This window comes from Enterococcus sp. AN402 (assembly GCF_040719405.1).
In the GTDB taxonomy this organism is placed as follows: Bacteria; Bacillota; Bacilli; order Lactobacillales; family Enterococcaceae; genus Enterococcus; species Enterococcus faecalis.
This window is the reverse complement of record NZ_JBFDTM010000004.1, coordinates 122,685-147,606: the sequence shown is the minus strand read 5'-3', so window position 1 is coordinate 147,606 and position 24,922 is coordinate 122,685. Positions and strand designations below refer to the sequence as shown.

At 38.6% G+C, this 24,922-nt stretch carries 24 protein-coding genes and 1 pseudogene; 9 read left to right on the top strand and 16 right to left on the bottom strand.

Annotated elements, in window-relative coordinates:
• Nucleotides 1-27: 27 nt before the first annotated feature.
• Complete coding sequence (locus AB1I62_RS02175) at nucleotides 28-1,002, top strand: ring-cleaving dioxygenase (protein WP_002355221.1); 975 nt, start codon at nucleotides 28-30, stop codon at nucleotides 1,000-1,002.
• A gap of 21 nt (nucleotides 1,003-1,023) precedes the next feature.
• Nucleotides 1,024-1,644 (top strand): flavin reductase family protein, encoded by a 621-nt coding sequence (locus AB1I62_RS02170; RefSeq protein ID WP_002395578.1) that lies wholly within the window; start codon nucleotides 1,024-1,026, stop codon nucleotides 1,642-1,644.
• Nucleotides 1,645-1,688: 44 nt separating this feature from the next.
• Here the strand turns inward: AB1I62_RS02170 and AB1I62_RS02165 are convergent, their stop codons facing one another.
• Nucleotides 1,689-3,017, bottom strand: coding sequence for an aminopeptidase C (locus tag AB1I62_RS02165; protein ID WP_002358357.1), 1,329 nt, complete (start codon nucleotides 3,015-3,017; stop codon nucleotides 1,689-1,691).
• 149 nt (nucleotides 3,018-3,166) lie between these two features.
• On the opposite strand from AB1I62_RS02165, the gene AB1I62_RS02160 reads away from it, so the two are divergent.
• Both AB1I62_RS02160 and AB1I62_RS02155 read left to right on the top strand, forming a co-directional pair.
• Nucleotides 3,167-3,556 (top strand): GntR family transcriptional regulator, encoded by a 390-nt coding sequence (locus AB1I62_RS02160; protein ID WP_002358356.1) that lies wholly within the window; start codon nucleotides 3,167-3,169, stop codon nucleotides 3,554-3,556.
• Nucleotides 3,556-4,926, top strand: a complete 1,371-nt coding sequence (locus AB1I62_RS02155) for a PH domain-containing protein (RefSeq protein WP_002367848.1) — start codon at nucleotides 3,556-3,558, stop codon at nucleotides 4,924-4,926. The genes AB1I62_RS02160 and AB1I62_RS02155 overlap by 1 nt, the downstream gene beginning before the upstream one ends.
• Nucleotides 4,927-4,969: 43 nt before the next feature.
• Here the strand turns inward: AB1I62_RS02155 and AB1I62_RS02150 are convergent, their stop codons facing one another.
• The 6 genes and pseudogenes from AB1I62_RS02150 to AB1I62_RS02125 form a co-directional block, all read right to left on the bottom strand.
• The gene (locus tag AB1I62_RS02150; RefSeq protein WP_002355215.1) at nucleotides 4,970-5,176 is read right to left on the bottom strand and encodes a heavy metal-associated domain-containing protein; all 207 of its coding nucleotides are present in this window, start codon (nucleotides 5,174-5,176) and stop codon (nucleotides 4,970-4,972) included.
• A 21-nt stretch (nucleotides 5,177-5,197) separates the two neighbouring features.
• Nucleotides 5,198-7,684, bottom strand: a pseudogene (locus AB1I62_RS02145) (heavy metal translocating P-type ATPase).
• 16 nt (nucleotides 7,685-7,700) lie between these two features.
• A complete protein-coding gene (locus AB1I62_RS02140; protein ID WP_002379040.1) occupies nucleotides 7,701-8,141 on the bottom strand; it encodes a CopY/TcrY family copper transport repressor in 441 nt (146 codons plus the stop codon).
• 128 nt (nucleotides 8,142-8,269) lie between these two features.
• Nucleotides 8,270-9,433 (bottom strand): cation:proton antiporter, encoded by a 1,164-nt coding sequence (locus tag AB1I62_RS02135; RefSeq protein ID WP_002355211.1) that lies wholly within the window; start codon nucleotides 9,431-9,433, stop codon nucleotides 8,270-8,272.
• A gap of 20 nt (nucleotides 9,434-9,453) precedes the next feature.
• Nucleotides 9,454-10,839: a TrkH family potassium uptake protein gene (locus AB1I62_RS02130; RefSeq protein ID WP_029644748.1), complete on the bottom strand. Its 1,386-nt coding sequence runs from the start codon at nucleotides 10,837-10,839 to the stop codon at nucleotides 9,454-9,456.
• A gap of 113 nt (nucleotides 10,840-10,952) precedes the next feature.
• Complete coding sequence (locus AB1I62_RS02125; RefSeq protein ID WP_002386047.1) at nucleotides 10,953-11,543, bottom strand: dihydrofolate reductase family protein; 591 nt, start codon at nucleotides 11,541-11,543, stop codon at nucleotides 10,953-10,955.
• Between the two features lie 198 nt (nucleotides 11,544-11,741).
• Between AB1I62_RS02125 and genR the strand changes: the two genes are divergently transcribed.
• The 3 genes from genR to genA all read left to right on the top strand — a co-directional run bounded on the left by genR (nucleotide 11,742) and on the right by genA (nucleotide 15,468).
• Nucleotides 11,742-12,503 carry a transcriptional regulator GenR gene (genR, locus tag AB1I62_RS02120; RefSeq protein ID WP_002362941.1) on the top strand — a complete coding sequence of 254 codons (762 nt, stop codon included), beginning with the start codon at nucleotides 11,742-11,744 and terminating at the stop codon, nucleotides 12,501-12,503.
• Between the two features lie 173 nt (nucleotides 12,504-12,676).
• Complete coding sequence (genB, locus tag AB1I62_RS02115; RefSeq protein WP_002355207.1) at nucleotides 12,677-14,011, top strand: PTS sugar transporter subunit IIC; 1,335 nt, start codon at nucleotides 12,677-12,679, stop codon at nucleotides 14,009-14,011.
• Between the two features lie 26 nt (nucleotides 14,012-14,037).
• Nucleotides 14,038-15,468 carry a 6-phospho-beta-glucosidase GenA gene (gene genA / locus AB1I62_RS02110; protein ID WP_002355206.1) on the top strand — a complete coding sequence of 477 codons (1,431 nt, stop codon included), beginning with the start codon at nucleotides 14,038-14,040 and terminating at the stop codon, nucleotides 15,466-15,468.
• A 36-nt stretch (nucleotides 15,469-15,504) separates the two neighbouring features.
• Here genA and AB1I62_RS02105 read toward each other — a convergent pair whose 3' ends face one another.
• The 4 genes from AB1I62_RS02105 to efp all read right to left on the bottom strand — a co-directional run bounded on the left by AB1I62_RS02105 (nucleotide 15,505) and on the right by efp (nucleotide 18,530).
• Nucleotides 15,505-16,641 (bottom strand): cystathionine gamma-synthase, encoded by a 1,137-nt coding sequence (locus AB1I62_RS02105; protein WP_002358342.1) that lies wholly within the window; start codon nucleotides 16,639-16,641, stop codon nucleotides 15,505-15,507.
• Nucleotides 16,642-16,654: 13 nt separating this feature from the next.
• The gene (locus AB1I62_RS02100; protein ID WP_002361143.1) at nucleotides 16,655-17,572 is read right to left on the bottom strand and encodes a PLP-dependent cysteine synthase family protein; all 918 of its coding nucleotides are present in this window, start codon (nucleotides 17,570-17,572) and stop codon (nucleotides 16,655-16,657) included.
• Nucleotides 17,573-17,661: 89 nt separating this feature from the next.
• A complete protein-coding gene (locus AB1I62_RS02095) occupies nucleotides 17,662-17,799 on the bottom strand; it encodes a hypothetical protein (protein ID WP_010824974.1) in 138 nt (45 codons plus the stop codon).
• Between the two features lie 170 nt (nucleotides 17,800-17,969).
• On the bottom strand, nucleotides 17,970-18,530 hold the full coding sequence (gene efp / locus AB1I62_RS02090) for an elongation factor P (RefSeq protein WP_002355202.1): 561 nt from the start codon (nucleotides 18,528-18,530) through the stop codon (nucleotides 17,970-17,972).
• 354 nt (nucleotides 18,531-18,884) lie between these two features.
• Here efp and AB1I62_RS02085 point away from each other — a divergent pair, with 354 nt between their 5' ends.
• Nucleotides 18,885-19,532, top strand: a complete 648-nt coding sequence (locus AB1I62_RS02085) for an elongation factor G-binding protein (protein WP_002361142.1) — start codon at nucleotides 18,885-18,887, stop codon at nucleotides 19,530-19,532.
• A gap of 38 nt (nucleotides 19,533-19,570) precedes the next feature.
• Here AB1I62_RS02085 and AB1I62_RS02080 read toward each other — a convergent pair whose 3' ends face one another.
• From AB1I62_RS02080 to fabF, 3 genes are all read right to left on the bottom strand, one after another.
• Entirely contained in the window at nucleotides 19,571-20,539 is a 969-nt protein-coding gene (locus AB1I62_RS02080; RefSeq protein WP_002386045.1) for a dihydroorotate oxidase, read from the bottom strand.
• 144 nt (nucleotides 20,540-20,683) lie between these two features.
• Nucleotides 20,684-21,118 carry a 3-hydroxyacyl-ACP dehydratase FabZ gene (gene fabZ / locus AB1I62_RS02075; RefSeq protein WP_002355197.1) on the bottom strand — a complete coding sequence of 145 codons (435 nt, stop codon included), beginning with the start codon at nucleotides 21,116-21,118 and terminating at the stop codon, nucleotides 20,684-20,686.
• A 1-nt stretch (nucleotide 21,119) separates the two neighbouring features.
• Nucleotides 21,120-22,358 (bottom strand): beta-ketoacyl-ACP synthase II, encoded by a 1,239-nt coding sequence (fabF, locus tag AB1I62_RS02070; protein ID WP_002358339.1) that lies wholly within the window; start codon nucleotides 22,356-22,358, stop codon nucleotides 21,120-21,122.
• Nucleotides 22,359-22,655: 297 nt separating this feature from the next.
• Between fabF and fabI the strand changes: the two genes are divergently transcribed.
• On the top strand, nucleotides 22,656-23,408 hold the full coding sequence (gene fabI, locus AB1I62_RS02065; RefSeq protein ID WP_002387650.1) for an enoyl-ACP reductase FabI: 753 nt from the start codon (nucleotides 22,656-22,658) through the stop codon (nucleotides 23,406-23,408).
• Nucleotides 23,409-23,506: 98 nt separating this feature from the next.
• Here the strand turns inward: fabI and AB1I62_RS02060 are convergent, their stop codons facing one another.
• Together AB1I62_RS02060 and AB1I62_RS02055 are read right to left on the bottom strand one after the other, a co-directional pair.
• Complete coding sequence (locus AB1I62_RS02060; RefSeq protein WP_002387649.1) at nucleotides 23,507-23,920, bottom strand: DUF4809 family protein; 414 nt, start codon at nucleotides 23,918-23,920, stop codon at nucleotides 23,507-23,509.
• A gap of 29 nt (nucleotides 23,921-23,949) precedes the next feature.
• Entirely contained in the window at nucleotides 23,950-24,885 is a 936-nt protein-coding gene (locus tag AB1I62_RS02055) for a cation diffusion facilitator family transporter (RefSeq protein ID WP_002355191.1), read from the bottom strand.
• Nucleotides 24,886-24,922: the final 37 nt, after the last annotated feature.

Genomic DNA, 24,922 nt, shown 5'->3' with positions numbered 1-24,922 from the left:
TATTTTTCTTTTAGGAGGATTTTTATTATGAATACACAAATTTTAGGTTTACACCACGTCACTGCCATGACTTCAAGTGCTGAAAAAATTTATCACTTTTTCACCGATATTTTAGGTCTACGTTTAATTAAGAAGACTGTCAACCAAGACGATATTGAAACATATCATTTATTTTTTGCTGATGATGCCGGCTCTCCCGGAACAGATATGACTTTCTTTGACTTTCCAGGCTTACCTAAAGGAACCAAAGGAACCAATACAATTTCTCGTACTTCCTTCCGTGTAAAAGATGATGCTGCTTTGGATTACTGGGTATCACGCTTTAATGAATATGCAATTGATCATGGAGAAATTCAAGAACGTTTTGGTAAAAAGTATTTAGAATTTGAAGACTTTGACAATCAACGTTACCAACTTATTTCTGATGAAAAGAACCAAGGTGTCGCAGCCGGCACGCCTTGGAAAAAATCTAACGTTCCTAGTGAACATGCTTTAATCGGCTTAGGTCCAGCCTTTGTAACTGTCGAAAATTACGAACATCTGCAACTAGTTTTAACTGAAGTTTTAGGATTCAAATTGATTGATGCTGAAGGTAGTTTCCATTTATTTGAAGTTGGTGAAGGTGGGAATGGCGCCAGCATCATCGTAGAGCATCGAGAAGATTTGCCAGCGGCTCAAGAAGGCTACGGCAATGTCCATCACTTAGCCTTGCGCGTTGCCGATGAGGAAGCACTACGTTTCTGGATTGAAAAAATTAATCGTTTGGAATTTCCTAATTCTGGCTTTGTGGAACGTTTTTACTTTAAATCTGAATATTTCTTGGCAGCAACACATGTTTTATTTGAACTGGCAACCGATGGTCCTGGATTTTTAGAGGATGAAACCTATGAACACGCTGGCGAAAAATTATCATTACCGCCATTTTTAGAACCAAAACGGGCAGGGATTGAAGAATTTGTGCGTCCTTTCGATACTTCAGATGCGAATGTTCAACGAAATTAGTATTTTTTCTAGGAGGTTCCTATGATTCATTACAATAGTAACGAGTTATCTGCAAAAACAGCGTATAAATTTTTATCAGGAAGTATTATTCCTCGGCCAATCGCTTGGGTTACAACACAAGATACAGCTACAGGTGTCGTCAACGCTGCCCCCTTTAGTTTCTTTAATGCGGCGGCAGCTGAAATTCCTTTAGCAACGTTGTCCATTTTACGACCAGACAAAGAGCCTAAAGATACGGCACGAAACATCTTGGCTACTAAAGAACTTGTCATCCATTTCGTTAACGAAGACGTTCTTACTCAAATGAATCAGACTTCGGCACCTTTAGCAGCAGAGATCAGTGAAATTGACACATTTGGGATTGAAACCATTGCCAGCCAGACTGTTGCTGTTCCAGCAATCAAAGCCGCGCCGATTCGGATGGAAGCTCGCTTACATCAATATGTACCTATTGCTAACCATGAAGGTCAAATTATTACGGATTTATTCATTGTAGAAATTACCGATTTCTATTTTGATTCAGCCGTTTTCGATGAAGAACATCAGTACATTTTACCTGAAAAACTCCAACCGATTGCTCGTTTAGCAGGCAATGATTATACAACATTGGGCGAAATCCGTGAAGTTCGCCGCCCAACGTAAAAAGAAGGCCCCCGCCATGACGGCGGGGGCCTTCTTTTTCTGTTTTATGCTAATGCGCCCATTGGATCCCAAGGTGCCAAAACAGTTGGCGCTTGTTCCCAAGCTTTTTTCTGTTCATCAGTTAATAAATCTTTGTGCACAACGATTTGATAAGTGTACTCGTCCATCCACGCATCGCTCATAACGAAGAAGCCATTTTCACCGACTTTTTCGCCCCAGCTATTTTCCACTTTCCATTTTGTTGTTTGACCATCAACGATATCAACACCTGTTAAAACCATGGCGTGTGTCATTAAGCTTTCACCAAAGTCTAAACGTTCTGCTTTAGTCATCGTAAAATCAATATCAAAAAGATCGTTCATATCGTAAACGTCTAATGCCATAATTCCTGTGTCACGTGTTGAAGATTGTCCGACATCACAACCAAACCAAACAGATTCGCCTTGTTCCAATTGTGCAGCAGCTAATTTTTTGAAAGCAGCCATTTCTACATTTAAATATTTAACTTCTTTGCCGCCGACAACATTCCCTAACATTTCAACAGTGTATGTTTTGTTGAAGGGTTTATCTTCTGTAGGAGCATTAATAATACTTACATAATCATGTAAATTAACGCCAACGTATTTTTCAAAGAATGTTTGCGGTGTTAGATTTTGATCCAAATGATAATTTTTTTCTTCGTCACGGTATTCAAAATCAAAGGTTTCTGGCGGCGTTCCTAAAGAGATTGCTAAGAAATTATAAATTTCTTGTAACATTGCTTCTTTGTTTTTTTGGACTTCTTCAGCAGAAGCGCCTTTTTCAATTAAACTACGTAAAATTGTTGCATCTTTGCGTAATTTTTTATTTAAATAGTTGTTTAAATCACGTGAATTGGAACTGTTGCTGCTTTCAGGCATTGCCGTTTTAGGCACTACGCCATATTTATCAAAAATTGAAACGATCATATCCCATTGCCCACCATCTTGTTGTGGTGTCGCTAATAAAAAGGCCACTTTACGACTAGTCAACGGTTGATCGGCTGTTGCAATAATATTTTCATAGAAATAGTTTGATTTTTCATATTTATCCCAGAAAAATGTATAGTTTTGTGATAATTCAAAATCTTTTAATTGAAACGCATTTAACATTCTATGTCTAAATGTATTTAATGCCGCAAACATCCAGCAGCGACCGCTTTGTTTTTGATTGGCTACTTTTCCAGTAGCTAAGTCGACTGAAAAGACGGGTACGTTATTCACGGCTCCTTGTACAGATTCACCTGAAGCGCTGATACCATTTTTTACTACACTACGTTGTAAGGCATTTTGTTTATTATTGTTCAAGAAATCTTGATGGAATTTCTCTGTTAATTTTGGTTCAATTGCTGTCATATTTTCATCGTCCTTTCATTTTACGTTCTTCTTCATTATATGCTTCTCTTTAAACAGAAACAACCATTTACTCTAAATTCCTTGCTTTCCAACTCTTTTTGTATTAGGATATATAATACAGATAACACAAATAAGACAGGAGTGATTCGATGCTTTTAGAAATAGATGAACAAAGCGAACAGCCCATCTATCAGCAACTCATTGATCAAATCATTGTAGGCATTGCCAAAGGTGAACTGGTTCCCAATGAAAGTTTGCCTTCTATCCGACAATTGGCGGACGAAATCGGGGTCAATATGATGACTGTTTCAAAAGCTTATAATAAGTTAAAGCAATCAGGTTATATTGTGACTGACCGTCGTAACGGCACCAAAATTGCCGCAAAGTTACCTGCTACCGCTGTTTGGCAACAGCAATTGCATGAGCGTTTAGAACTTCTGTTGGCTGAAAGTTTTTTACATCAGCAATCCGAAGCAGAAATCCAAGCACTTATTCAGAAAATTTATCAAAATTTTGATTCGAAAGGGCGTGCATTATAATGGCGGTATTCTTTTATTTCATCCTAGTTTCTGTCGCTTTTTTTATGGCATTTACTATGGGGATTTATGCAAATCCTCACAAAAATATTATTTTGGAAAACACTTTACCAGAAGATAAACTACAAGATCCCAGCGTTCAAGCAATCCGAAAACGTTATAAAAAACGCTTGGTTCAACTAGCAGCCGTTTTTAGTGTTCTTAGTTTACCTTTGTTATTTATTCCTTATGATTCGATTTTATTGTTCCTTTTTCTGTTACTTTTATTTAGTTTTATTGGCAGTGGCTACTATCTGCAAATTGTTTATATTCGCAAAATGGCCGCTTTAAAAATGCAAAACGGCTGGTTGCTACCTAAGCGTCCTCTCTTAATCGACACGCAATTAGTTTTAAATAAAAACCAGAAACTTATTTCATTTTGGTGGTTTTTACCTGCGATTATTCTTACTTTTGCTGGGGGCTTTTATTCCTTGCAAACGGCGATTGGTTCCTGGATTCTTTTCTTAATTACTGTTTTGATGTTAAGTTTGTTCATTGGCGGCTATTATTTTATTGCGCGCTTACCTGTCAAACCGCTAACTAGTGACTCAAAAATAAATCAGCAAATCAATGATTTATTTCGGCATCATTGGTCTGTTTTAATGGTTTTATCCGCCTTAGTTTTTGCACCGCTAACCATTTTACCAACTTTCACAATTGTCATTGATTATACGGTTGCGATGGCCCTTACTTTTTGTTATTTTATTCTTTTGTTTGTTTATGTAGGCTTTCTCTTCTACTACCTATTTTCAATGCGCAAAAAACAAGATCAATTCGTTTTACAGGCTGGCGATTATCGCTATGGGGATGATGATCAATATTGGCGGTATGGGATTTATATCAATCCAAAGGACCCCAAAATCATGGTTCCTGATCGCATTGGTATGAATTTATCTATTAACCTAGGACGGCCTGCTGGGAAAATTATTCTAGCCGCTACTGGTATTTTAACGATTGCGGTGCTGTTCTTTGCCACAGTACCAATGTTTATAAATGATTTTTCTAGTCATGCCTTTCAAGCAACTATTGAAAAGAACCAAATTGAGTTATCTGCCCCATTAGCAAAAACAAGGTCAATTCCTTTTAACCAAATCACTGCTGTTTCTTTGATTGATGACTTACCTCAAGAACGCATCCGCACAATGGGTGCTGCGACAGATAGTTACTTAACAGGAGAATTTAAAGTCGCTGGAAAACCTGCTTATTTACTAATTTATACAAAAAGTCATCCGATTCTGAAAATAGAAACGCGGGAAAAAGTTTATTATTACACTGCGCGTGATGGTCAAGAAACGACTAAGATTTATCAGGAAATCAAAGCAAAACTTCCATAACAAAAAAACAGGACCTACTCATGATGGTAGGCCCTGTTTTTTGTTATTCGCTGACAACCTTGAATTTTGTATCTGCCAACGTGGTATTCAATTCATCCTGGCTTACTTCACGATCTGCTGTCACAACGGCTGTTTGATCTGCCAAGTGAACCGCAACATTCGTTACGCCGTCAATTCCACTAAATTTTTCAGTGACCGCTTGAACACAGCCATCACATTTCATTCCATCAATTTTTACTGTTTTTTCCATTTCACTTCATCCTTTTCAATTTTATTTTTGACTTCCACTAGTTTTTTTCACCGTCGAAGGTTTAAATCCTTTTAAGCGTAAGGCGTTTAGTAAGACAGAGACTGAACTAAAACTCATAGCTGCTGCTGCAATCATCGGACTTAACAAAGGTCCACCAAATAAGTGTAACACACCCATAGCCACTGGAATACCTAATGTATTATAAGCAAATGCCCAGAAAAGATTTTCTTTGATGTTTTTGATGGTCGCTTTACTTAATTCAACTGCTGTAGGCACATCCATTAAATCACTACGCATTAGCACAATGTCGGCCGATTCCATTGCAACATCTGTGCCTGAACCAATAGCAATCCCCACATCTGCTTGGGCAAGTGCTGGTGCATCATTAATCCCGTCACCCACCATCGCAACTTTTTTGCCTTCTGCTTGTAGTTTTTTCACTTCTAACGCTTTATCTTCCGGTAAAACTTCACTTAAGACACGATCGATACCTACTTGTTTTGCAATCGCCTCGGCAGTACGCTTGTTGTCTCCCGTAATCATCACGGCTTCGATCCCCATTTTATGCAAACGTGCAATGGCTGTTTGACTGCTATCCTTCACAGTATCTGCTACCGCAATGATACCCGCAAACGAACCATCTTTTGCCACAAACATTGGGGTTTTCCCTTCTTCTGCCAAACGATCCGCTTGTTGAACAAACGTTGATAGCTCGATGGCCTCTTCTTTCATTAATTTTATATTGCCCAAAAGTAGGACTCGTTCGTTGATTGTCACACGGATGCCATGACCTGGAATCGCTGAAAAATCGCTTCCTTCTGCTAATGGCAATTGACGTTCTTTAGCCGCTCCCACAATTGCTTCACCTAGAGGATGTTCTGATCCTTGTTCTGCAGAAGCTGCTAATGTTAGTAACTCAGCTTCTGAAAGTGCTGAATCAGCAACTAAAATATCCGTAACCACCGGTTTGCCTTCTGTAATAGTTCCTGTTTTATCAAACACGATTGTTTGAATTTTGTGAGTGGTTTCTAAAGCATCCCCACTTTTAATTAAAACGCCATTTTCAGCGCCCTTACCTGTCCCCACCATAATCGCAGTCGGCGTTGCCAAGCCGAGCGCACAAGGACAAGCAATCACTAACACAGAAATGGTAATTGTCAAAGCGAAAATCCATGACTCTTGTCCTAAAAAGAACCAAGCCAAGCCAGAAAGAACAGCCAAACCAATAACGATTGGGACAAAAACACCCGAAATTTTATCAGCTAATTGTGCAATCGGTGCTTTTGAGCCTTGCGCATCTTCCACTAATTGAATGATTTGGGCAAGGGCCGTCTCTTTTCCCACTTTTGTTGCCTTGAATTGAAAGCTGCCATTTTTATTGATGCTAGCACCAATTACTGCATCACCGACTTTCTTTTCAACAGGCAAACTTTCGCCCGTTAACATGGCTTCATCCACAGAACTACTGCCTGAAACAATCACTCCATCAACAGGGATTTTATCTCCTGGGCGAACAATCACAATGTCATCCAACTAAACAGCATCAACTGGCACTTCAATTTCTGCGCCATCACGTAAAATATGGGCAGTTTTCGGTGCTAAACCCATTAATTTTTTTATCGCATCTGAGGTTTTCCCTTTTGAAACAGCTTCGAAATATTTTCCTAATGTAATTAAAGTTAAAATAACACCCGCTGATTCATAATAAAGAGCCATTGTAAAACTTGTATCTCCTAAGAATATCATGACTGTGCCATATAAACTATACACAAAAGCAGCACTGGTTCCTAAAGCTACCAAAGAAAACATATTCGGATGCCCTTTAAATAATGCTTTAAAACCAACTGTGAAAAATTCTCTGCCGACATATAGAACGGGTAACGTCAAAATCAATTGAACCATTGCAAAGGTCGTCGCATGTGTCATTGGATTCAAAAAAGCCGGCAATGGTAAGCCTACCATGTGTCCCATCGCAATATAAAGAAGTGGCACTGTAAACACCGCTGAGATCCAAAAACGTTGCCACATCTCAGCAATATGTTTTTGTTTCTTTTCACGATCTTGGTCCGCTGTTGCACCGGCAGCGACTTCTTCTGTCGCCTGATAACCTGCATCCGTAACTGCTTTGATAATTTCAGCACTCGTTACTTGATGGTCGTCATAACTAACCACCAGTTTTTCCGTGGCTAAATTAACAATCGCTTGTTGAACACCAGATAATTGGTTCACAGCTTTTTCAATCGTTTGGGCACAGGAAGCACAACTCATTCCTTCAATCGCAAACGTTCGTTGCTGGGCTGGGCTAATCGCCTTGTAACCAGCATCTGACACAGCTTCCTTAATTTCTTCTTCTGTGACTTCCGTCTGATCATACGTGACACTTAATTTTTCCGTAGCTAAATTGACACTTGCCTTTGCCATCCCAGGTAACTTCGCCGTAGCCTTTTCAATCGTTTGGGCACAGGAAGCACAGCTCATCCCTTCAATATCAAACGTTTTACTTTCCATTTTTTTCACTCCTTTTTTAAATTAAATGACATTGGCATTGACCAGGAATACAGTTGCAAGGGACAGATTCAACCGCCGTCTTGCGCTTCTCTTTCAAGAGTTCCTCTAATCGATCCAAATCGTCATAACTCAACTGACTCTCTGTCAAAATTGTTTCTACCACGGAACCAACTTTACGGCTGCACACTTTGGCTAAAAGTTCGTCTGCCACCGTTTCAACGCTCTGACGTTCTTCTACTAGCGGATAATAAATATATTTATTGCCTGCTTTCTCCGTCCCAACTAACCCTTTATCTGTTAAACGACTTAGTAACGTCTTGACGGTCGTTGATTTCCATTCTTTTTTCTCATTTAAAAGTGTATGCACTTCACGACTCGTGGTCTTGCCTTGGGTCCAAATAACCCGCATGACTTCCCACTCTGCATCAGTAATTGTCGCTAATTTATCTTTTGCCATACTCGTTAAATTCCTCCTTCATCAATAAAAAAAGAGTTCAAGATTATTGACTACAAACGTAGTCGTTTATCTTGAACTCATCATATAGCTATTTTATTTTTTTGTCAACAACTTCTGCTCATCTTTTTTTATTGCAACGCAGATTCTTGTTTTTTAACAAAGTATTTCAATAAGAACGGTGCAACTAAGGTCGTTAAGATAATTACCACAATCATGCTCGTATAATACGCTTCTGAAAGTAATTTAGATTGGTAACCAATTTGCGCAATGATTAATGCCATTTCCCCACGCGAAACCATCCCAGCACCGACCATTAAAGAACTTGTATTGGAGAAACCAACCATTTTCGCTCCCCAGGCGCCGCCCAGTAATTTCGTTAAAATCGCCATAATCGTCATTACCAAAATAAAAGGTAAATCTTTTCCTAACGTGTTAAATGTCACTGATAAGCCAATGCTGGCAAAGAAGACGGGAATAAACACGGCATAGCCAATAGCTTCAATATTGAAATCAATTTCTGTTTTTGCATCCGTTTGTCCCACAGCAATCCCTGCAAAAAAGGCACCTACGACAGAACTTAAACCAACTAAATCAGCCAAATAAGCCATGCCCAAACAGATAATCAATGACATGATAATAACAGACGACCCAATGTTCATTTTTTGACTTAAACGTAGTAAATAGGGAGCAATAAAGCGGACCAAAAAGAAAATCCCAATAAAGAATAAGCCTTGTTCAATTAACTTAACAATAAAGCTGACTTCTGTATTGCCGCCTGTACTTGCACCAATCATGCCGACAGCGACACTTAAAATAATCACGACCACGATATCGTCAACGACGGAAGCCCCAAGAATCGTTGCACCTTCTTTACTACTTAAAACATTCAACTCTCTTAATACTTCTACTGAAATGCTGACCGACGTTGCTGCTAAAACTAACCCAAGGAAAAAAGCTTCTTTCCAAGAAAAAGCAAACAGCTGACCAATCAACATAGTAAAACCAACCGGTAAAACGATGCCCAAAATAGCGACCATGACACTAGGTTTCGCATATTTTTTCAATAATTCCAATTCACATTCCATTCCAGCAATAAACATCAGCATAATGACACCAATTTCTGAAAAGTCATGCACAAACACATCTTGATGCACAATATTTAACATCGCTGGACCTAACACAATCCCTACTAGCAATTGCCCAATTACCGCAGGAATTCCTACTCTTTTACAAGCAACACCTGCTAAAGTCGTTGTAATTAAAATCAAACATAAAATACCTAAAAATTCCATTCTATTTCCCTCTTTCTCTATTAACCAATCATCACTGATTCTTTTGGATATTGAACTTTCGACTGACTTTCCAAGCCTTTCTTAATTAATGACAATAACACCGTGTACACACCCACACGACCGACGAACATTAGAAAAATAATCACCAGTTTACCAAAAACAGTTAAATCTGGTGTTAACCCCATTGTTAAACCGACCGTTCCAAATGCAGAAATCACTTCAAAAACAATATACTCAATCCCGTTTTTTAAAGGTAATGTTTCTGTAAACGAGAGAATAACCGAAGCAGTTACACATAAAAAAGTTGCCAAGAAGAACAAAGTAAACGCTTGGAGCACTACTCGCTCAGGAATTGTGCGTTCATGGAATTCCACTCGCTGTTTCCCTTTAAAAATTGCACGAAATTGTAAAAATAGCACACCAAACGTAGTGGTTTTCAAGCCGCCAGCGGTTGATCCTGAAGTGCCACCAATAAACATCCACAAAATCGTGACAATCAGGCCTGGATTACTCATTTTCAAATAATCAACTGAATAAAAGCCAGCCGTTCTTGGTGTAACCGACAAGAACCAACTGTTGACAAGACGCTGCCAAAAAGACATGTCAGCTGGAAAATGGCGATATTCTGAAATGTAAAAAATAACGGTCCCTAAGACTAAAAAGGTGGCGGTCACCGTTAAAGCAAGGCGTGTATGAATACTAACACGGTGCTTAATTTTATTTTTATAGCCTTTAATCATTGCAAAAATATCGCGCCACACAATAAATCCTAAACCGCCAGCTATAATTAAAAAGCTAATGACTAGTAAAAGATAAGGCGAATTTTGATAAGGAACCATACTATCCCCTAGCAAATCAAAGCCAGCATTACAAAATGCCGAAACGGCATGGAAGAGACTAAAAAACAACCCTTTTTTCCACCCAAATGTTGGCACAAATTGAAAGGACAACAAGAAGGCTCCAAGTAATTGAATAATGGCCGCAAACTTCATAATATATTTCATTAAACGAAAAACTCCGGAAACTTCACTAACATTTAACGCTTCTTGATACAACATCCGTACACTTAGTGACGCTTTTTTCCGCAGCAAACTAAAGAAAATCGTAGCAACGGTTAAAAAGCCTAAGCCGCCTAATTCAATCAAAATCATAATAATAACTTGCCCGATAGGACTCCAATGTTCCGCCGTATTCAAAGGCGAAAGCCCTGTAACACAGACGGCGGAAGTTGCCACGAAAAAAGCATCAATCCATTGCGTTTTTTGTCCAGCTTGTGCAGAAAAAGGCATCATTAATAAGATCGTGCCTACAACAATTAATAGAAAAAAGCCTAAGACAATTGTTTGAACAGGTGAAATATACAACCTTCTTTTGATCTGATGTTTCATTTTTTTCTCCTCTACCATTTCTTTGTCAATCAAAAACAACACAAACGGCTAGACAACTGTTGCTTTGTTCCTCTCGCCCTATGAGAAACTCAAAACCTTGAAAGCAACTTGCCCAACCGAATAATTATTTTTTAATTTTTGTTTTCACGTTGATAAATCGAATAAACCAACTCATTTTTTTGATAAACCTGTTTTAAACGAACTGGGATTGATTGAGCCATTGTCTCGTATAGAGCAATGCCCTCACCCAGAAACAGTGGTATTGTCGTCAAAATGAAGGTATCAATTAAATCAGCTGCCAGAAGCGGTTGAACCACTTTCGGGCCTCCAACAATCCAAATTCCCGCGCCGTCTTCTTCTTTGAGACGACGAATTAATGTGACGGGATCTTCCTTGGTAAAAGTTCTTGAAGCAGTTGATGGTTCTGGATGAGAGGTAATGATATAAGAATGCTTGTCTTCATAAAAATACACATCTGGGGACAATTCTTGTGTCACTTGATCATAAGTAGTCCGCCCCATTACCACAGTGTCTATTTTTTCATACATTTCATCGTAACTACGATCTTCTTCATCGCCACGAATATTCTCTTCTAACCAAGCAACACCGCCCGCTTTGTCCGCAATGAAACCATCAATACTCGCTGCAATAAATAAAATTACTTCCCGTGCCACATCAACGCCTCCTTTTCTCTTCTTATCTATTTTAGCTTGTTTTCTCAAAAAACTCTAGGGGTGCGCATTGTTATTTTTAAAAGAAAAAAGAGAAAAACTAGGATAATTGGGCTACTTTTTGTAAAATAGGAAATAAGAAACTTTTTATTGAGTTATTTTACATTTTTTTCAAGAAAAATAAGAATTGGTTTATTTGATTTACACAAAAAAATAACATATTCAGTTTTTATATAAAGGAGGATTACTTTGTTTGATTTAGAGAAGGTTCAGACCTTGAATGAATTAGAAATGCTCGTTTACCATTATGTATTGGAACACCTGCACCAAATCCCTCAACAGACCATTCGCCAACTGGCTACTTCCTGTCATGTCTCCACCTCAACGATTCTACGATTTTGTAACAAAATGGGCTATGCTGGTTTTTCCGAATTAAAATATGCAGTGAAAGAAGAAGCCAAACAAACACAAACGTTTGAAAATTTTTATGATGCCACGGTTCACGTCGATGCTTTTTTGAAAAAATTAAACCAAGAAACCTATTACGAAATGCTTCGTCCAGCAATCCAAATGATTGTTCAAGCACGTCACGTTGCCTTTACTGGCATTGGTACTAGCGGAATTTTAGGTAGTTATGGCAGTCGTTATTTTGCCAACTTAAATATCAATTCTTACAGTATTGCTGATCCCTTTACGCCTATCCCCAAGCGCGGATTTGAAAATACATTAGCCTTGATTCTGTCTGTATCTGGGGAAACCAATGAAATGATTAAACAAATGACCGATTTTAAAACAGCTGGTGCCAAAGTGCTAAGCATTACCAACAATCAACATTCAACTATTGCCCGCTTGGCTGACTACAACATCTCCTATTATATGCCCGACGAACGTTCTCCATTTGCAGATAAGTCAGTCAATACAACCACTCAAATCCCTGTCATTGCTTTAATTGAACTCCTAGCTCATCAAGCAAGTCAACTTTTAAAGGAACTAGATGAAACACCTTCCTAGTTGCTTTTCACAAAAGCTCATGCTGTCTAAAACAGCATGAGCTTTTTTGTTTTTTTTCTTGGTACATGTTTCTCATTCAAGCAAAAGTCTATTTTTTCTTCAAATAACCTTATATAGTAAATATGTAAACGGATACATTTGCATTTATATTATTCTTCAAAGGAGAGATTTTTATGAACGAATGGATTAACGAGAAATTATTACCTCCAGTACTAAAATTCGTCAATACCAAAGCAATTACTGCCTTACGGAACGGGATGCTTTACACGATGCCTTTTACCATTGTTGGTTCAGTGTTTCTTCTATTAGCGAATTTCCCAGTTACAGCTATTTCTGAATGGGTTAACGCAAGCGGTCTGGCTGTTTATTTCAATCAAGCATATGGTGCATCTTTTGCGATTATGTCGTTATTTGCGGTCATCGGTATTGCCTACTCGTATGTAAAAAGCGAGGGATTTGAAGGACTCCCAGCGGGCATGATTGCCATGGTGGTTTTCATTTTGTTTATGTCATCTGAAGTCAAAGATGCGGTTTCTGGCGCAGTAGTTGGCAATGTCATCAACAAAGATTGGACAGCTGGCAAAGGGATGATTACAGCTATTATTGTTGGTTTGTTAGTCGGCGTTGTATATAGTTGGTTTTTACGTCATGATATCCGTATCAAATTACCAGAAGCTGTACCAGAAAATGTGGCCAATTCCTTTACTGCGTTAATTCCTGCCAGCGTCATTGTAACTGGTGCAATGCTAATTTTCATTCTTCTAGATAAAGTCTTCAATACGACATTCTTTGACTTTATTTACGAAGTGCTACAATCACCACTTCAAGGAGTCACAGATTCACTAGGTGGCGCATTACTATTAGGTTTTGTCATTCCGCTCTTTTGGTTTTTCGGTGTTCACGGGTCAACAATCGTTGGCGGTATCATGGGCCCTATTTTACAAGCAAACTCTTTAGAAAATACCGAAATTTTGAAATCAGGAAAAGACTTAACACTGGCTAATGGTGGCCATATTGTTACACAACAATTTTTAGATCAATTTTTAACGGTCACTGGTGCGGGCATGACAATCGGGTTAGTCGTGTTCATGGTTTTCTTTGCCAAATCAGCTCAGTTTAAGCAATTAGGTCGGCTTTCAATTGGGCCAGCTGTTTTCAATATTAACGAGCCAATTGTCTTTGCTACACCTATCGTGATGAACCCAATCATGGCTGTGCCGTTCATTATCACACCGATTGTTTCTTCTGTTGTGACATATTTTGCCTTGTACACAGGACTGGTTCCTCTCTTTACTGCGGTACAAGTTCCCTGGACTACTCCTCCAATCATTTCTGGACTTTTAGTTGGTGGTTGGCAAGCAGCGTTGCTTCAAGTAGTAGTACTGACGATGAGTTTCTTTATCTATTTACCGTTTGCTAAAAAAATGGATGCACTTAATTACGCAGAAGAAACCAATCAACCAATTACTGAAGAAACCCTTGAAAAAGTCGAAGCACAAAACGTATAAAAATTTGAACAAAGGACTGAAACGATATGTCAATTTTGAAAAATGATTTTCTTTGGGGCGGCGCTGTCGCTGCTCATCAATTAGAAGGAGGCTGGGACCAAGGCGGTAAAGGGGTGAGCGTGGCGGATGTAATGACTGCCGGTGCACATGGCGTCCCTCGTAAAATTACCGCAGGCGTTTTACCAGATGAACACTATCCTAACCATGAAGCGATTGATTTTTACCATCGCTATCAAGAAGATATTCAACTATTCAAAGAACTTGGTTTAAATTGTTTCCGAACCTCTATTGCTTGGACACGAATTTTTCCTAACGGAGATGAAGAAACGCCCAATGAAGAAGGCCTTCGTTTTTATGATGCACTTTTTGACGAGTGTTTGAAAAATGGCATTGAGCCAGTCGTGACACTGTCTCACTTTGAAATGCCTTATCATTTAGTCACAAAATATGGCGGCTTTCGCAATCGCCAGGTCATTGATTTTTTTGTCAAATTTGCTGAAGTCTGTTTCACTCGTTACCAGAAAAAAGTCAAATATTGGATGACCTTTAATGAAATTAACAACCAAGCCAATTATGAAGAAGATTTTGCACCTTTTACTAACTCTGGTATTGCTTACCAGGAAGGAGAAGACCGCGAAGCAATTATGTATCAGGCTGCTCATTATGAACTAGTCGCTAGCGCACGTGCAGTGAAAATTGGCCACGCTATCAATCCCGACTTCCAAATTGGCTGTATGATTGCGATGGTGCCTATTTATCCTTATTCTTGTAATCCTGAGGATATGATGATGAGTGTTAGCGCAATGCAAAAACGTTATTGGTTTACCGATGTTCATGTCCGCGGTCATTATCCAAGTGCAATTCAATGCTATTTGAAACGAAAAAACATTTCATTAGATGTCACAGAAGAAGATTTAACTGATTTGGCTAATGGCTGTGTTGATTATATTGGCTTTAGCTATTACATGTCGTTTGCTGTGAAAGGTGCAGAAAAGGCCCCTACTTTTGACTACAATGAAGCAAAAGACTTGGTGCGAAATCCTTATGTAGCAACATCTGATTGGGGTTGGCAAATCGATCCTATGGGCTTACGCTATGCAATGAATTGGTTCAATGATCGGTATGAATTACCACTTTTTATTGTCGAAAATGGCTTTGGTGCTATTGATGAGCTAGAACCAGACGGAACGATTAACGACACTTACCGAATCGCTTATTTACGTGAACATATTGAGATGATGAAAGAAGCCGTTGCGTATGACGGCATTGATTTGATGGGCTATACACCTTGGGGATTCATCGATTTAGTGAGCGCTAGTACAGGCGAAATGAAGAAAAGGTATGGCTTCATTTATGTAGATAAGGACAACGATGGTCACGGAACGTTGGAACGGCGAAAGAAAAAATCGTTTGCTTGGTATCAACAAGTGATTGCTACGAATGGAGAAGAATTATAAACAAAAGGCCTTCGTCTAAAGACGAGGGCCTTTTGTTTATGCTTGTAATCCCTTTTCTAAATCAGCCAATAAATCTTCGACTGCTTCAATTCCTACAGATAAACGAATGAGTCCATCTTTAATTCCCACAGCTTCACGATTTTCTTTGGGAATAGATGCGTGAGTCATAATGGCAGGTACTTCAATTAAACTTTCTACGCCACCTAAACTTTCCGCTAAAGTAAAAATTTCCAACGCTTCTACGAAAGGAACGACTTGCTCATCCTTGGCTAATTCAAAAGAAATCATACCACTAAACCCCGACATCTGTTTTTGTGCAATTTCGTGACCAGGATGACTCGCTAGTCCTGGATAATACACCGTTGCTACCGCTGGATGCGCTTCTAAAAATTCTGCGATTTTTTGAGCATTTTGGGCATGCGCTGCCATCCGGACGCCTAATGTTTTTAAACTACGTTGGACCAGCCAACTATCATGTGGTCCTAAAACAGCACCAATCGCATTTTGTAAAAAGGCAATCTTTTCTGCGCTTTCTGGATGATTCGTTACGACTAAACCAGAGACTACATCACTATGGCCCCCTAAATATTTTGTCCCGCTGTGAACCACAATATCAGCACCTAACGCTAACGGCCGTTGAAAATAAGGCGTCGCAAATGTATTATCGACAATAGTTAACAACTGATGTTTTTTAGCAAGCTTAGCTGCCGCTTCAATATCTGTAATTTTTAACAGTGGATTACTTGGTGTTTCCAAAAACAAGGCTTTTGTATTTGGCTGAATTGCGGCTTCAATTGTTGATAAGTCGCTGGCGTTTACAATCGTGTAGCTTAACCCATTTGCTACAAATACTTTATCCAATAAACGGAAACTGCCCCCATAGACATCATCACCTAATAAAATATGATCTTCGGGTCCAAACATAGAAATGATTGCATGGATACCAGCTAAGCCTGAGCTAAACGCAAAGCCATGGCTCCCACCTTCTAACTCAGCGATTAAGGTTTCTAACGCGTGACGTGTGGGATTACCTGAACGAGAATATTCATATTCTTTTGGCTGGCCCACGCCATTTTGTTCAAAGGTTGACGTTTGATAAATAGGAACACTCACTGCACCTGTTGTTGTGTCTTTGCTAATGCCGCCATGAATTAATTTGGTATTGAATTTCATAAAAGTTTTCCTCCTAAGAATAAATATTTTTTGATAAATAACGGTCACTACCGTCAGGAAAAATAGTTACAATTGTGCTGCCTGCTGGTAAGCGGCGCGCCTCTCTTAATGCCGCCGCAAACGCTGCGCCGCTGGAGCTTCCCACCAGCAAAGCGCTTTTCTTGGCTAATTGTTTGACCCAGAAAAAACCATCCTCGTCTGAAATGGTATAAAAGCCGTCCACAGGAATCTGTTTAAGAAAAGGCGGCACGAACTCCACGCCAATGCCTTCGATTTCATGTCCGTGTGCAGGTCCGCCATTTAAAATCGAACCTTCTGGCTCCACACCCCATAATTGCGTCTTACTATTTTGTTCTTTGAGATATCTGCCAACACCTGCAAACGTTCCACCACTGCCTAAACCTGCGACAAAGCTAGTAATCTTCCCGCCTAGGTCTTGAACAATTTCAGGTCCTAATCCTTCGTAGTAAGCAGCAGGATTATCCGGATTTTCAAATTGTAATGGCACGTAACTATTAGGAATTTCCTTGGCTAAGTCTTGAGCACTAGTTATCGCTCCGACAATCCCTTGCTCTGTTGGCGAAGGGACAATTTTAGCACCTAACGCTTGCATCAGCTGTTGTTTTTCCTGACTAAATTTTTCTGGCACAACAAAGATTGTCTTGAGGCCCAGTTGACTGGCAGCTAATGCAAGTCCAATCCCTGTATTCCCCGCTGTCGGTTCAATAATTGTTGTGGCTTGATTTATCTTTCCCGTTTTCATTGCTTCTTTGAGAAGATGCACACCAAGCCGATCTTTGACGCTGCCACCTGGATTCAAATATTCTAGTTTCGCATAAATTTTAGTGCCTTCTGGCATAGGATATTGTTCACTTGTAAATTCAAATAATGGTGTTGCTCCGATTGTGTCTAAAATTGACTGAACAATCATAGCGAATTCCTCCTTCTAATACATGTACATAAAACAAAAAGGTGCTGATCGCATCAGCACCTTTTTTGTTTATTTCTGGTTGTCTAGATTCAGAGAGGAATCGTGTTAGGCAATTTTTCAGAAATAACGGAGGTTTTCCCCATCACAAAAGAGTATGCTGCACTATTTTGCACCATACAACAACAGCTTTCCGTTTCTAAAAAAGAGCTAGCTTGTTTTTTCGTCATGGTTGATTTCCTCCTTCGTCATGTGTTGACCAAACTATACCATTTCCCATTTTCTAGTGTCAACGATTCTAACGATTGCTATTTCCTATCACACCAATGGTTTTCTTATAGGTAAAAGAATTAATAGACCAAAAAAAAACAGAAGGCTAGCCTTCTGTTTTTTTTGGTACTTATTTAGCACGTTTTAAATACGTACCTTCCGCAGTATTGATTTCTAATAATTCGTCTGCTTCAACAAAATCTGGAACGTTAACAACTAATCCTGTTTCCATTGTAGCAGGTTTACCAGAACCAGTTACTGTTGCGCCTTTGATTGAAGGTTGCGTTTCAGCAACACGTAAGATTACCGTTGTTGGTAAAGTTAAACCAATGACTTCTTCACCATAAAATTGAATTTTTACTTCCATATTTTCTAATAAATATTTTAATTCTTCTTCAATTAAAGCAGTTGGTACTTCATATTGTTCATATGTTTCTAAATCCATGAAAATAGCCATATCATCTTGGCTGTATAAATATTGAACCGGTTTTGTATCGATGTGCGCTTTTTTCACTTTTTCATCTGGGCGCATTGTTGTATCTGTTGTTGAACCCGTACGAACATCTTTTAATTTCATACGCATAACCGTGTTACCTTTACCTGGTTTGTGGTGGCTAGCTTCCATTACTTTAATTAATTTGCCGTCTTGCTCAAAAGTCATACCGGCTTTTAAATCGCTTGCTGCAATCATTGTAATTTCTCCTTTTCTCTGGTTAATTCTTCATTATTGTAGCAAATAACCTAGGATTAATCTAGGAAATCACGTATCTTTTTTAGAAGTTTATCACTCCCCAGACATTGAATTGGGAAATAAAACGAGTTTAACTTGCCTTTTTTCTTGAATTGCGTTAGAATTACCAAGCTTTCATCAATTATTTTCACTTTTTACATAGAAAAAATCAATCATTAAAGGGGGTGATGATATGATACGTCAAACGCTATCTTTATCAAAAACACATGAGGTTGTCTGTCACTAAACATACGTTGGTGAGACAAATTGCCTTTCAGCGTATGTACTCGGTCTATTTGAAAGGAATTTAAAATCATGAACCCAACTATTCAACCTTACCAATTTAACATAATTAAAGAACAAGTCGCTGTGTTACTAAATACCTATACGTCTGTTAACGATGCTACGACTGTCAAAACTGTCCAGGCCCTATGTGTCGAAAAAATCAATGGGTTATTTCCAGAAGAACACCCTGCTGTTACGATTTTGTTGGACAAAGTGATGGATCGTCGTTTAACACGCGCACGTGCTGAAAAATATTTAGATGAATTAAAAGAAACCGTGTTGCCCTTTAAAGAACCTTCAACACCACAAGTCACGAAAGTCTTTCGCAAAGTGAAAAAGTTAAAGATTCCTGAGTGGGAAAACATGGATTTACGGAACAATACCTATGTCGGTTGGAACGACGCTGGGACTCAGAAAAAATTTATCTTAGCTTATCGAGAAAATAAATTAATCGGCGTCCACGGCACCCTTTCACCCACCATTGTTAAAGGTGTTTGCTCCATCTGTCAAACAATCACGAATGTGTCTATGTTCCTAGCTACCACCAAATCAGGCGGCGACGGAACCTACACGAAAAAAGGCAATTACATTTGCCATGATAGCGACACCTGTAACCAACAATTAACACAACCTGAATATTTGGAAGCCTTTATGGAAAATGTTAAGGCTGTGAAATAACAAAAAACCGTCAAGAAAATTTCTTGACGGTTTTTTTGTTACATCTCTTTCAATTTCCCACGAAATTCTTCAATACTTTCATAACCTTTTGCTGCCATGATTTCTTGTAATTCTTTGGCTAGACGTTCAAAAACTTGTGGACCTTCTTGATGCAATTGTGTGCCAACTTGTACTAATGTCGCACCACATAAAAGATGCTCAAAAACATCTTTTCCACATGTAATACCGCCCGTTCCAATAATTTTGATTTCTGGTTTCAAACGTTGCGCAAACGCACGAACATTGGCTAACGCTGTTGGTTTGACATATTCGCCGCCCAGTCCACCGAAGCCTCCTTTTGGTTTAATGACTACTTCTTCCTTGTCACTGTCAATATATAAACCATTACCGATGCTATTAATACTATTCACGTATACTAAAGGGAATTTATTTAAAATTTCAGCCATTGCGTCAAAATGTGCAATATCAAAAAATGGGGGTAATTTTACACCTAATGGTTTAGTAAAAAATTGGAAAACTTCTGTTAAAAGCTTTTCTGTTAATTCAAAATCATAAGCAATTTGCGGTTTACCAGGCAAATTGGGACAAGACAAATTAAATTCTGTCACTCCTGTGTATTCACTTTCTTGCACTTTTTTTAAAATAGCGATATTTTCCTCATAATTCATACCAGATACAGATAAAAAGCGTAACTCCTCAGGAAATTCCTTTTGACGTGCAATCTGATAATCTAAATAATAATCAATCCCTAAATTAGGCAAGCCCATTGAGTTAATACTTCCTAATGGTGTATCAAAATACCGAGGCTCCTCATTGCCCTGACGAGGATTAGGTGTTGCTGTCTTAGCGACAAAAGCACCTGCTTGAGAAGCCGCTAACTCATCCATTTCCTTAATTGTCATACAATGAATGCCTGATGCGTTCATTAACACATTCGCCAATTTATGTCCCGAAAACTCTACTGAAATATCCAAAAGAAAAACCCTCCTGTAAATTGTTTTACTCATAAGCTTACCACCTTCACGTAAGCTTTTTATGATTATAGCATGTTTTTTTGCGTTAGTGTTATTTATATAAATTTAAAAAGGAATAAGCCATTGTGACTTATTCCTTTTCTTAGGGAAACTAACGTATCCAAAATTGATTGATTCTTATCGTCCCACAATAAACGTCAATTCACATTCGCAGACCTTTTTATCTTCCACGTAAGCAGTCGCTTTGCCAATGCCAACAAAGTCACGTAATTTGACGATTTCAAAATGTAATTTCAAGACATCACCAGGGACCACTTTTTGACGGAATTTGGCTTTGTTGATACCGCCAATATAGGCTGTTTCACCTTCAAATTGATCCATTTTTAAGATTAAAATCGAACCTACTTGTGCCAATGCTTCAATAATCAAAACGCCTGGCATTGTTGGATTTCCAGGGAAATGTCCTTGGAAAAATTCTTCGTTAATTGTCACATTTTTTGTTGCAATAATCTTTTCATTTGGAATAATTTCATCCACATAATCAATATAACAAATCGGATAGCGATTAGGAATCATTTCCATAATTTCTGTTGCAGTCATTACTTTTTTCATACTAGTTTTCCTCCCATTTCTTCAAGCAAATTACACCATTATGGCCACCAAAGCCAAACGAATTACTAATTGTATAGTCCGCTGTAATGTCACGTGCACCTTCTGTGACATAATCTAAATCACAATCTGGATCAGCAACTTGGTAGCCTACTGTCGGATGAGCTTTTCCTTCTTGCAATGTTTGTACACAAGCGATCGCTTCGATACCGCCAGCCGCGCCCAATAAATGTCCAGTCATACTCTTTGTACTTGAAATTGGAATTTGCGATGCTCGCTCACCAAAGACACGTTTGATGGCCGTTGTTTCCGCAGCGTCATTCGCTGGGGTTGACGTACCATGAGCATTGATATACCCAATTTGTTCCGGTGTAATCCCTGCTTCTGCAATCGCCATTTCCATCGCAGCCGCCGCGCCACTACCGTCTTTTAAAGGAGCGGTCATGTGGCTAGCATCACAGTTGCTGCCATAGCCAACAATTTCGCCGTAGATAGTTGCGCCACGTTTCTGTGCATGCTCGAGTTCTTCTAAAACCAGCATTCCTGCGCCTTCACCCATCACAAAACCTTTTCGTTCTTTATCAAAAGGAATCGAAGCCCGAGTCGCATCTTCTGTTGTATTTAAAGCATTCAATGCTGCAAAGCCTGCAATCCCAATTTCACATACTGTGGCTTCTGTCCCCCCAGTTACCATCATGTCCGCTAAACCATATTTAATCGTGCGAAAAGCTTCACCAATCGCATTCGTCGCAGAAGCACAAGCAGTCACGATAGTTTGAGAAGGTCCTTTTGCACCTAAACGAATCGAAATATTTCCCGCTGCCATATTAGCAATTACCATGGGCACGAAAAATGGTGTTACGCGTTTTGCGCCTTTTTTATCCATTACCCGTACTTGGTCTTGTAAGGTAGTCATCCCGCCAATCCCACTACCGACAATCACACCTAAACGAGTCGGGTCAATCGTTGCTTCTGTTAAACCACTCATTTCCCACGCTTCTAAAGCAGCGACCAAGCCATATTGAGAAAATAAGTCCATTCTTTTTTGCTCTTTGCGTTCTAAAACAGCACTTGGGTCAAACTCTTTCACTTCACCAGCCAAAGCCACCCCAGTATCTTCAGAATCAAATTTAGTAATTTTGCCAATTCCTAGCTTGCCATCCACTAGATTATGCCAAAATTCTTTTACGGTATTGCCTAATGGTGTTACGGCACCCATGCCGGTTATGACCACTCTTTTCATACTGTACCTCCGAGTTTATTTTGATTATCAAACTATTATTTCATGCGGTTTCCAGCACTTTTTCTTAAAAAATAAGAAAAATAGTTTGACTTTCAAAGTATTTTGGTTAATAATTCAGACATCAGGAAAAATGTCTGTTTTTTTCAAGATTAGAAAATTGAGAAGATTTTGTTATCATTCTCACACAGATAATACCAGTTGAAATTTTATTCGTCAACTCAATAAATGTAACTTTTACATTTTGATGAAGAAAAGCCTATTCTATCAACAAAAATTTTTTATTAAAGGAGATTTTATATGTTTTTACAAAATAAGAATGTCGTCGTAATGGGTGTTGCCAACAAAAAAAGTATTGCTTGGGGCTGTGCAAAAGCATTAAAAGATCAAGGGGCCAATGTTATTTATACGTATCAAAACGAACGCATGAAAAAGCAAGTGGTTAAATTAGCAGATGAAAATGATTTGTTGGTGGAATGCGATGTTGCTTCTGATGCGTCCATTCAAGCAGCCTTTGAAACAATTAAAAATGAAGTGGGCACGATCGATGGACTAGTCCATGCGATTGCTTTTGCCAAAAAAGAAGAATTGTCTGGAAACGTTAGTGACATCACTCGTGATGGTTTCCTATTAGCACAAGATATTAGTAGCTACTCTCTTTTAGCAGTTACTCATTATGCGAAACCTTTGTTAAATCCTGGTTCAGGAATTGTCACATTGACGTATTTAGGTTCCGAACGTGCGATTCCTAACTACAATATGATGGGGATTGCTAAAGCTTCTTTAGAAACTGCCGTGAAATATTTAGCTTTTGAATTAGCTGCAGATAAAATTCGTGTCAACGGAATCTCCGCAGGAGCGATTAAAACATTGGCTGTGACTGGTGTAAAAGACTACGATCAATTGATTAGTATTTCTAATGAGCGGACACCAGATAAAACAGGTGTAACCATTGAAGAAGTCGGAAACACTTGTGCCTTTTTAGTCAGTGACCTAGCTAGTGGCGTGGTCGGTGACATCATTTATGTCGATAAAGGCGTTCACTTAACTTAATCATTTTTTGTTTTTATTTTCTATTTATACATTAAAAAACAGAGATTGGACGATCTCTTTCACTCATTGATTGTCCAATTTCTGTTCTATTTTGTACTTTATTCTATAATAAAATTGACAGTTCCAATTCCAAAAACAGTTGTTAGGATTTGATTAACTTGTTCAAAAAGTTTTGGTAAATCTTCCAGTTTATTTTTAGATTGGATTTTTTCAGAACCGTTATCGTAGCTTAAATGATTGTACGCTTCTTTAAAGGTTACTGTTGTGTCTTCTTTTCGATAAAGGATATATTCGTCATCTAGCATATCCATTTGCAGCTCCTGTTTAAATCCATTTCTGGCAACAATAGCAGAAACTAGATGAGCAACAGTCAAGCCATCTAACGGAATATCCACTCCATTCATTGCTAATGTGTAGACGGTATCTTCCACTAAACCACAGGCGTTACAACCACCACTGGTTAAATCTACTGTACTTGTTATAATTGCCTCTTGCATCGTTTCTTCCCCCATATTGTTTTTTAAAGTTATTCTTTCATTTGTTATTTACGAACGTAATTCACATCATAATCGTCAACTTCAATATAGATATAGATTTTTTTATCAGGCATTTTACTACGAATATCTCGTTCAATCGCATTCACAACATCAGGTGCATCTTCTTCCATTGGTTCTACCACATCAATTTTTGCCGCTACTAAAATTTCAGTTGGGCCTAAATGAACGGTTTTTACATCAATTAGTTTTTCAACATCCGCCCGATCAAATGCGGTTTTAATTTTTGCTAAATCTGTAGCGGTCACACTTTCTCCTATAATCAAACTATAAAATTCTTTCGCTAAGAAAATGGCTGCACACATTAATAGTAAACCAATCAGTAAACCACTGATAGCATCAAATGCAGCAATCCCAGTTACCATTGTTAAAAGGGTTCCCACCAAAGCTAAACACAAACCAATAACCGCACAAAAGTCTTCCGTAAAAATAATTAAAATTTCACTGTGACGACTTTCTCGCAAAAATTTTAAGAGCGATAACTTCTCTGTATTCAATTCTTTGATTTCTTTCATCGCTACACGCAAAGAGCTACCTTCCACAAGCAAACCAAAAATTAAAATACCAATGACAATAGCCACATTTTCTACTTCATGAGAGGGATGCAGTAACTTCTGAATAGCCTCCATTACGCCTAACGCGCCCCCACCAAAAAAGAGCATCGTTGCAACAATTGTACTAAAAAAGTATTTTGCACGGCCTTCTCCAAATTGATGTAACGCACTTTGTCCACGAGAAGCGCGCTTATTCCCAAAAAGTAATAACACCTGATTACTACAGTCCACGACACTGTGGATACTTTCATTCATCATAGCGGTACTACCACTTAAAGCAAAACCAACAAATTTACTAATCGCTACTAAAATATTCGCAATCAGTGCGGCAATAACTGCAAACATGCCACTCGATTTTTTTGTCTCCATAATTACCTCCTATATGTAACGTAAAACTAAGATAAAC

What these genes read in the sequence shown, in the direction of transcription:
- AB1I62_RS02175 (WP_002355221.1), top strand. Translation starts at nt 28, where the DNA reads ATGAATACACAAATTTTAGGTTTACACCACGTCACTGCCATGACTTCA.
- AB1I62_RS02170 (WP_002395578.1), top strand. Translation starts at nt 1,024, where the DNA reads ATGATTCATTACAATAGTAACGAGTTATCTGCAAAAACAGCGTATAAA.
- AB1I62_RS02165 (WP_002358357.1), bottom strand. Translation starts at nt 3,017, where the DNA reads ATGACAGCAATTGAACCAAAATTAACAGAGAAATTCCATCAAGATTTC.
- AB1I62_RS02160 (WP_002358356.1), top strand. Translation starts at nt 3,167, where the DNA reads ATGCTTTTAGAAATAGATGAACAAAGCGAACAGCCCATCTATCAGCAA.
- AB1I62_RS02155 (WP_002367848.1), top strand. Translation starts at nt 3,556, where the DNA reads ATGGCGGTATTCTTTTATTTCATCCTAGTTTCTGTCGCTTTTTTTATG.
- AB1I62_RS02150 (WP_002355215.1), bottom strand. Translation starts at nt 5,176, where the DNA reads ATGGAAAAAACAGTAAAAATTGATGGAATGAAATGTGATGGCTGTGTT.
- AB1I62_RS02140 (WP_002379040.1), bottom strand. Translation starts at nt 8,141, where the DNA reads ATGGCAAAAGATAAATTAGCGACAATTACTGATGCAGAGTGGGAAGTC.
- AB1I62_RS02135 (WP_002355211.1), bottom strand. Translation starts at nt 9,433, where the DNA reads ATGGAATTTTTAGGTATTTTATGTTTGATTTTAATTACAACGACTTTA.
- AB1I62_RS02130 (WP_029644748.1), bottom strand. Translation starts at nt 10,839, where the DNA reads ATGGTAGAGGAGAAAAAAATGAAACATCAGATCAAAAGAAGGTTGTAT.
- genB (WP_002355207.1), top strand. Translation starts at nt 12,677, where the DNA reads ATGAACGAATGGATTAACGAGAAATTATTACCTCCAGTACTAAAATTC.
- genA (WP_002355206.1), top strand. Translation starts at nt 14,038, where the DNA reads ATGTCAATTTTGAAAAATGATTTTCTTTGGGGCGGCGCTGTCGCTGCT.
- AB1I62_RS02105 (WP_002358342.1), bottom strand. Translation starts at nt 16,641, where the DNA reads ATGAAATTCAATACCAAATTAATTCATGGCGGCATTAGCAAAGACACA.
- AB1I62_RS02100 (WP_002361143.1), bottom strand. Translation starts at nt 17,572, where the DNA reads ATGATTGTTCAGTCAATTTTAGACACAATCGGAGCAACACCATTATTT.
- AB1I62_RS02095 (WP_010824974.1), bottom strand. Translation starts at nt 17,799, where the DNA reads ATGACGAAAAAACAAGCTAGCTCTTTTTTAGAAACGGAAAGCTGTTGT.
- efp (WP_002355202.1), bottom strand. Translation starts at nt 18,530, where the DNA reads ATGATTGCAGCAAGCGATTTAAAAGCCGGTATGACTTTTGAGCAAGAC.
- AB1I62_RS02085 (WP_002361142.1), top strand. Translation starts at nt 18,885, where the DNA reads ATGAACCCAACTATTCAACCTTACCAATTTAACATAATTAAAGAACAA.
- AB1I62_RS02080 (WP_002386045.1), bottom strand. Translation starts at nt 20,539, where the DNA reads ATGAGTAAAACAATTTACAGGAGGGTTTTTCTTTTGGATATTTCAGTA.
- fabZ (WP_002355197.1), bottom strand. Translation starts at nt 21,118, where the DNA reads ATGAAAAAAGTAATGACTGCAACAGAAATTATGGAAATGATTCCTAAT.
- fabF (WP_002358339.1), bottom strand. Translation starts at nt 22,358, where the DNA reads ATGAAAAGAGTGGTCATAACCGGCATGGGTGCCGTAACACCATTAGGC.
- fabI (WP_002387650.1), top strand. Translation starts at nt 22,656, where the DNA reads ATGTTTTTACAAAATAAGAATGTCGTCGTAATGGGTGTTGCCAACAAA.
- AB1I62_RS02060 (WP_002387649.1), bottom strand. Translation starts at nt 23,920, where the DNA reads ATGGGGGAAGAAACGATGCAAGAGGCAATTATAACAAGTACAGTAGAT.
- AB1I62_RS02055 (WP_002355191.1), bottom strand. Translation starts at nt 24,885, where the DNA reads ATGGAGACAAAAAAATCGAGTGGCATGTTTGCAGTTATTGCCGCACTG.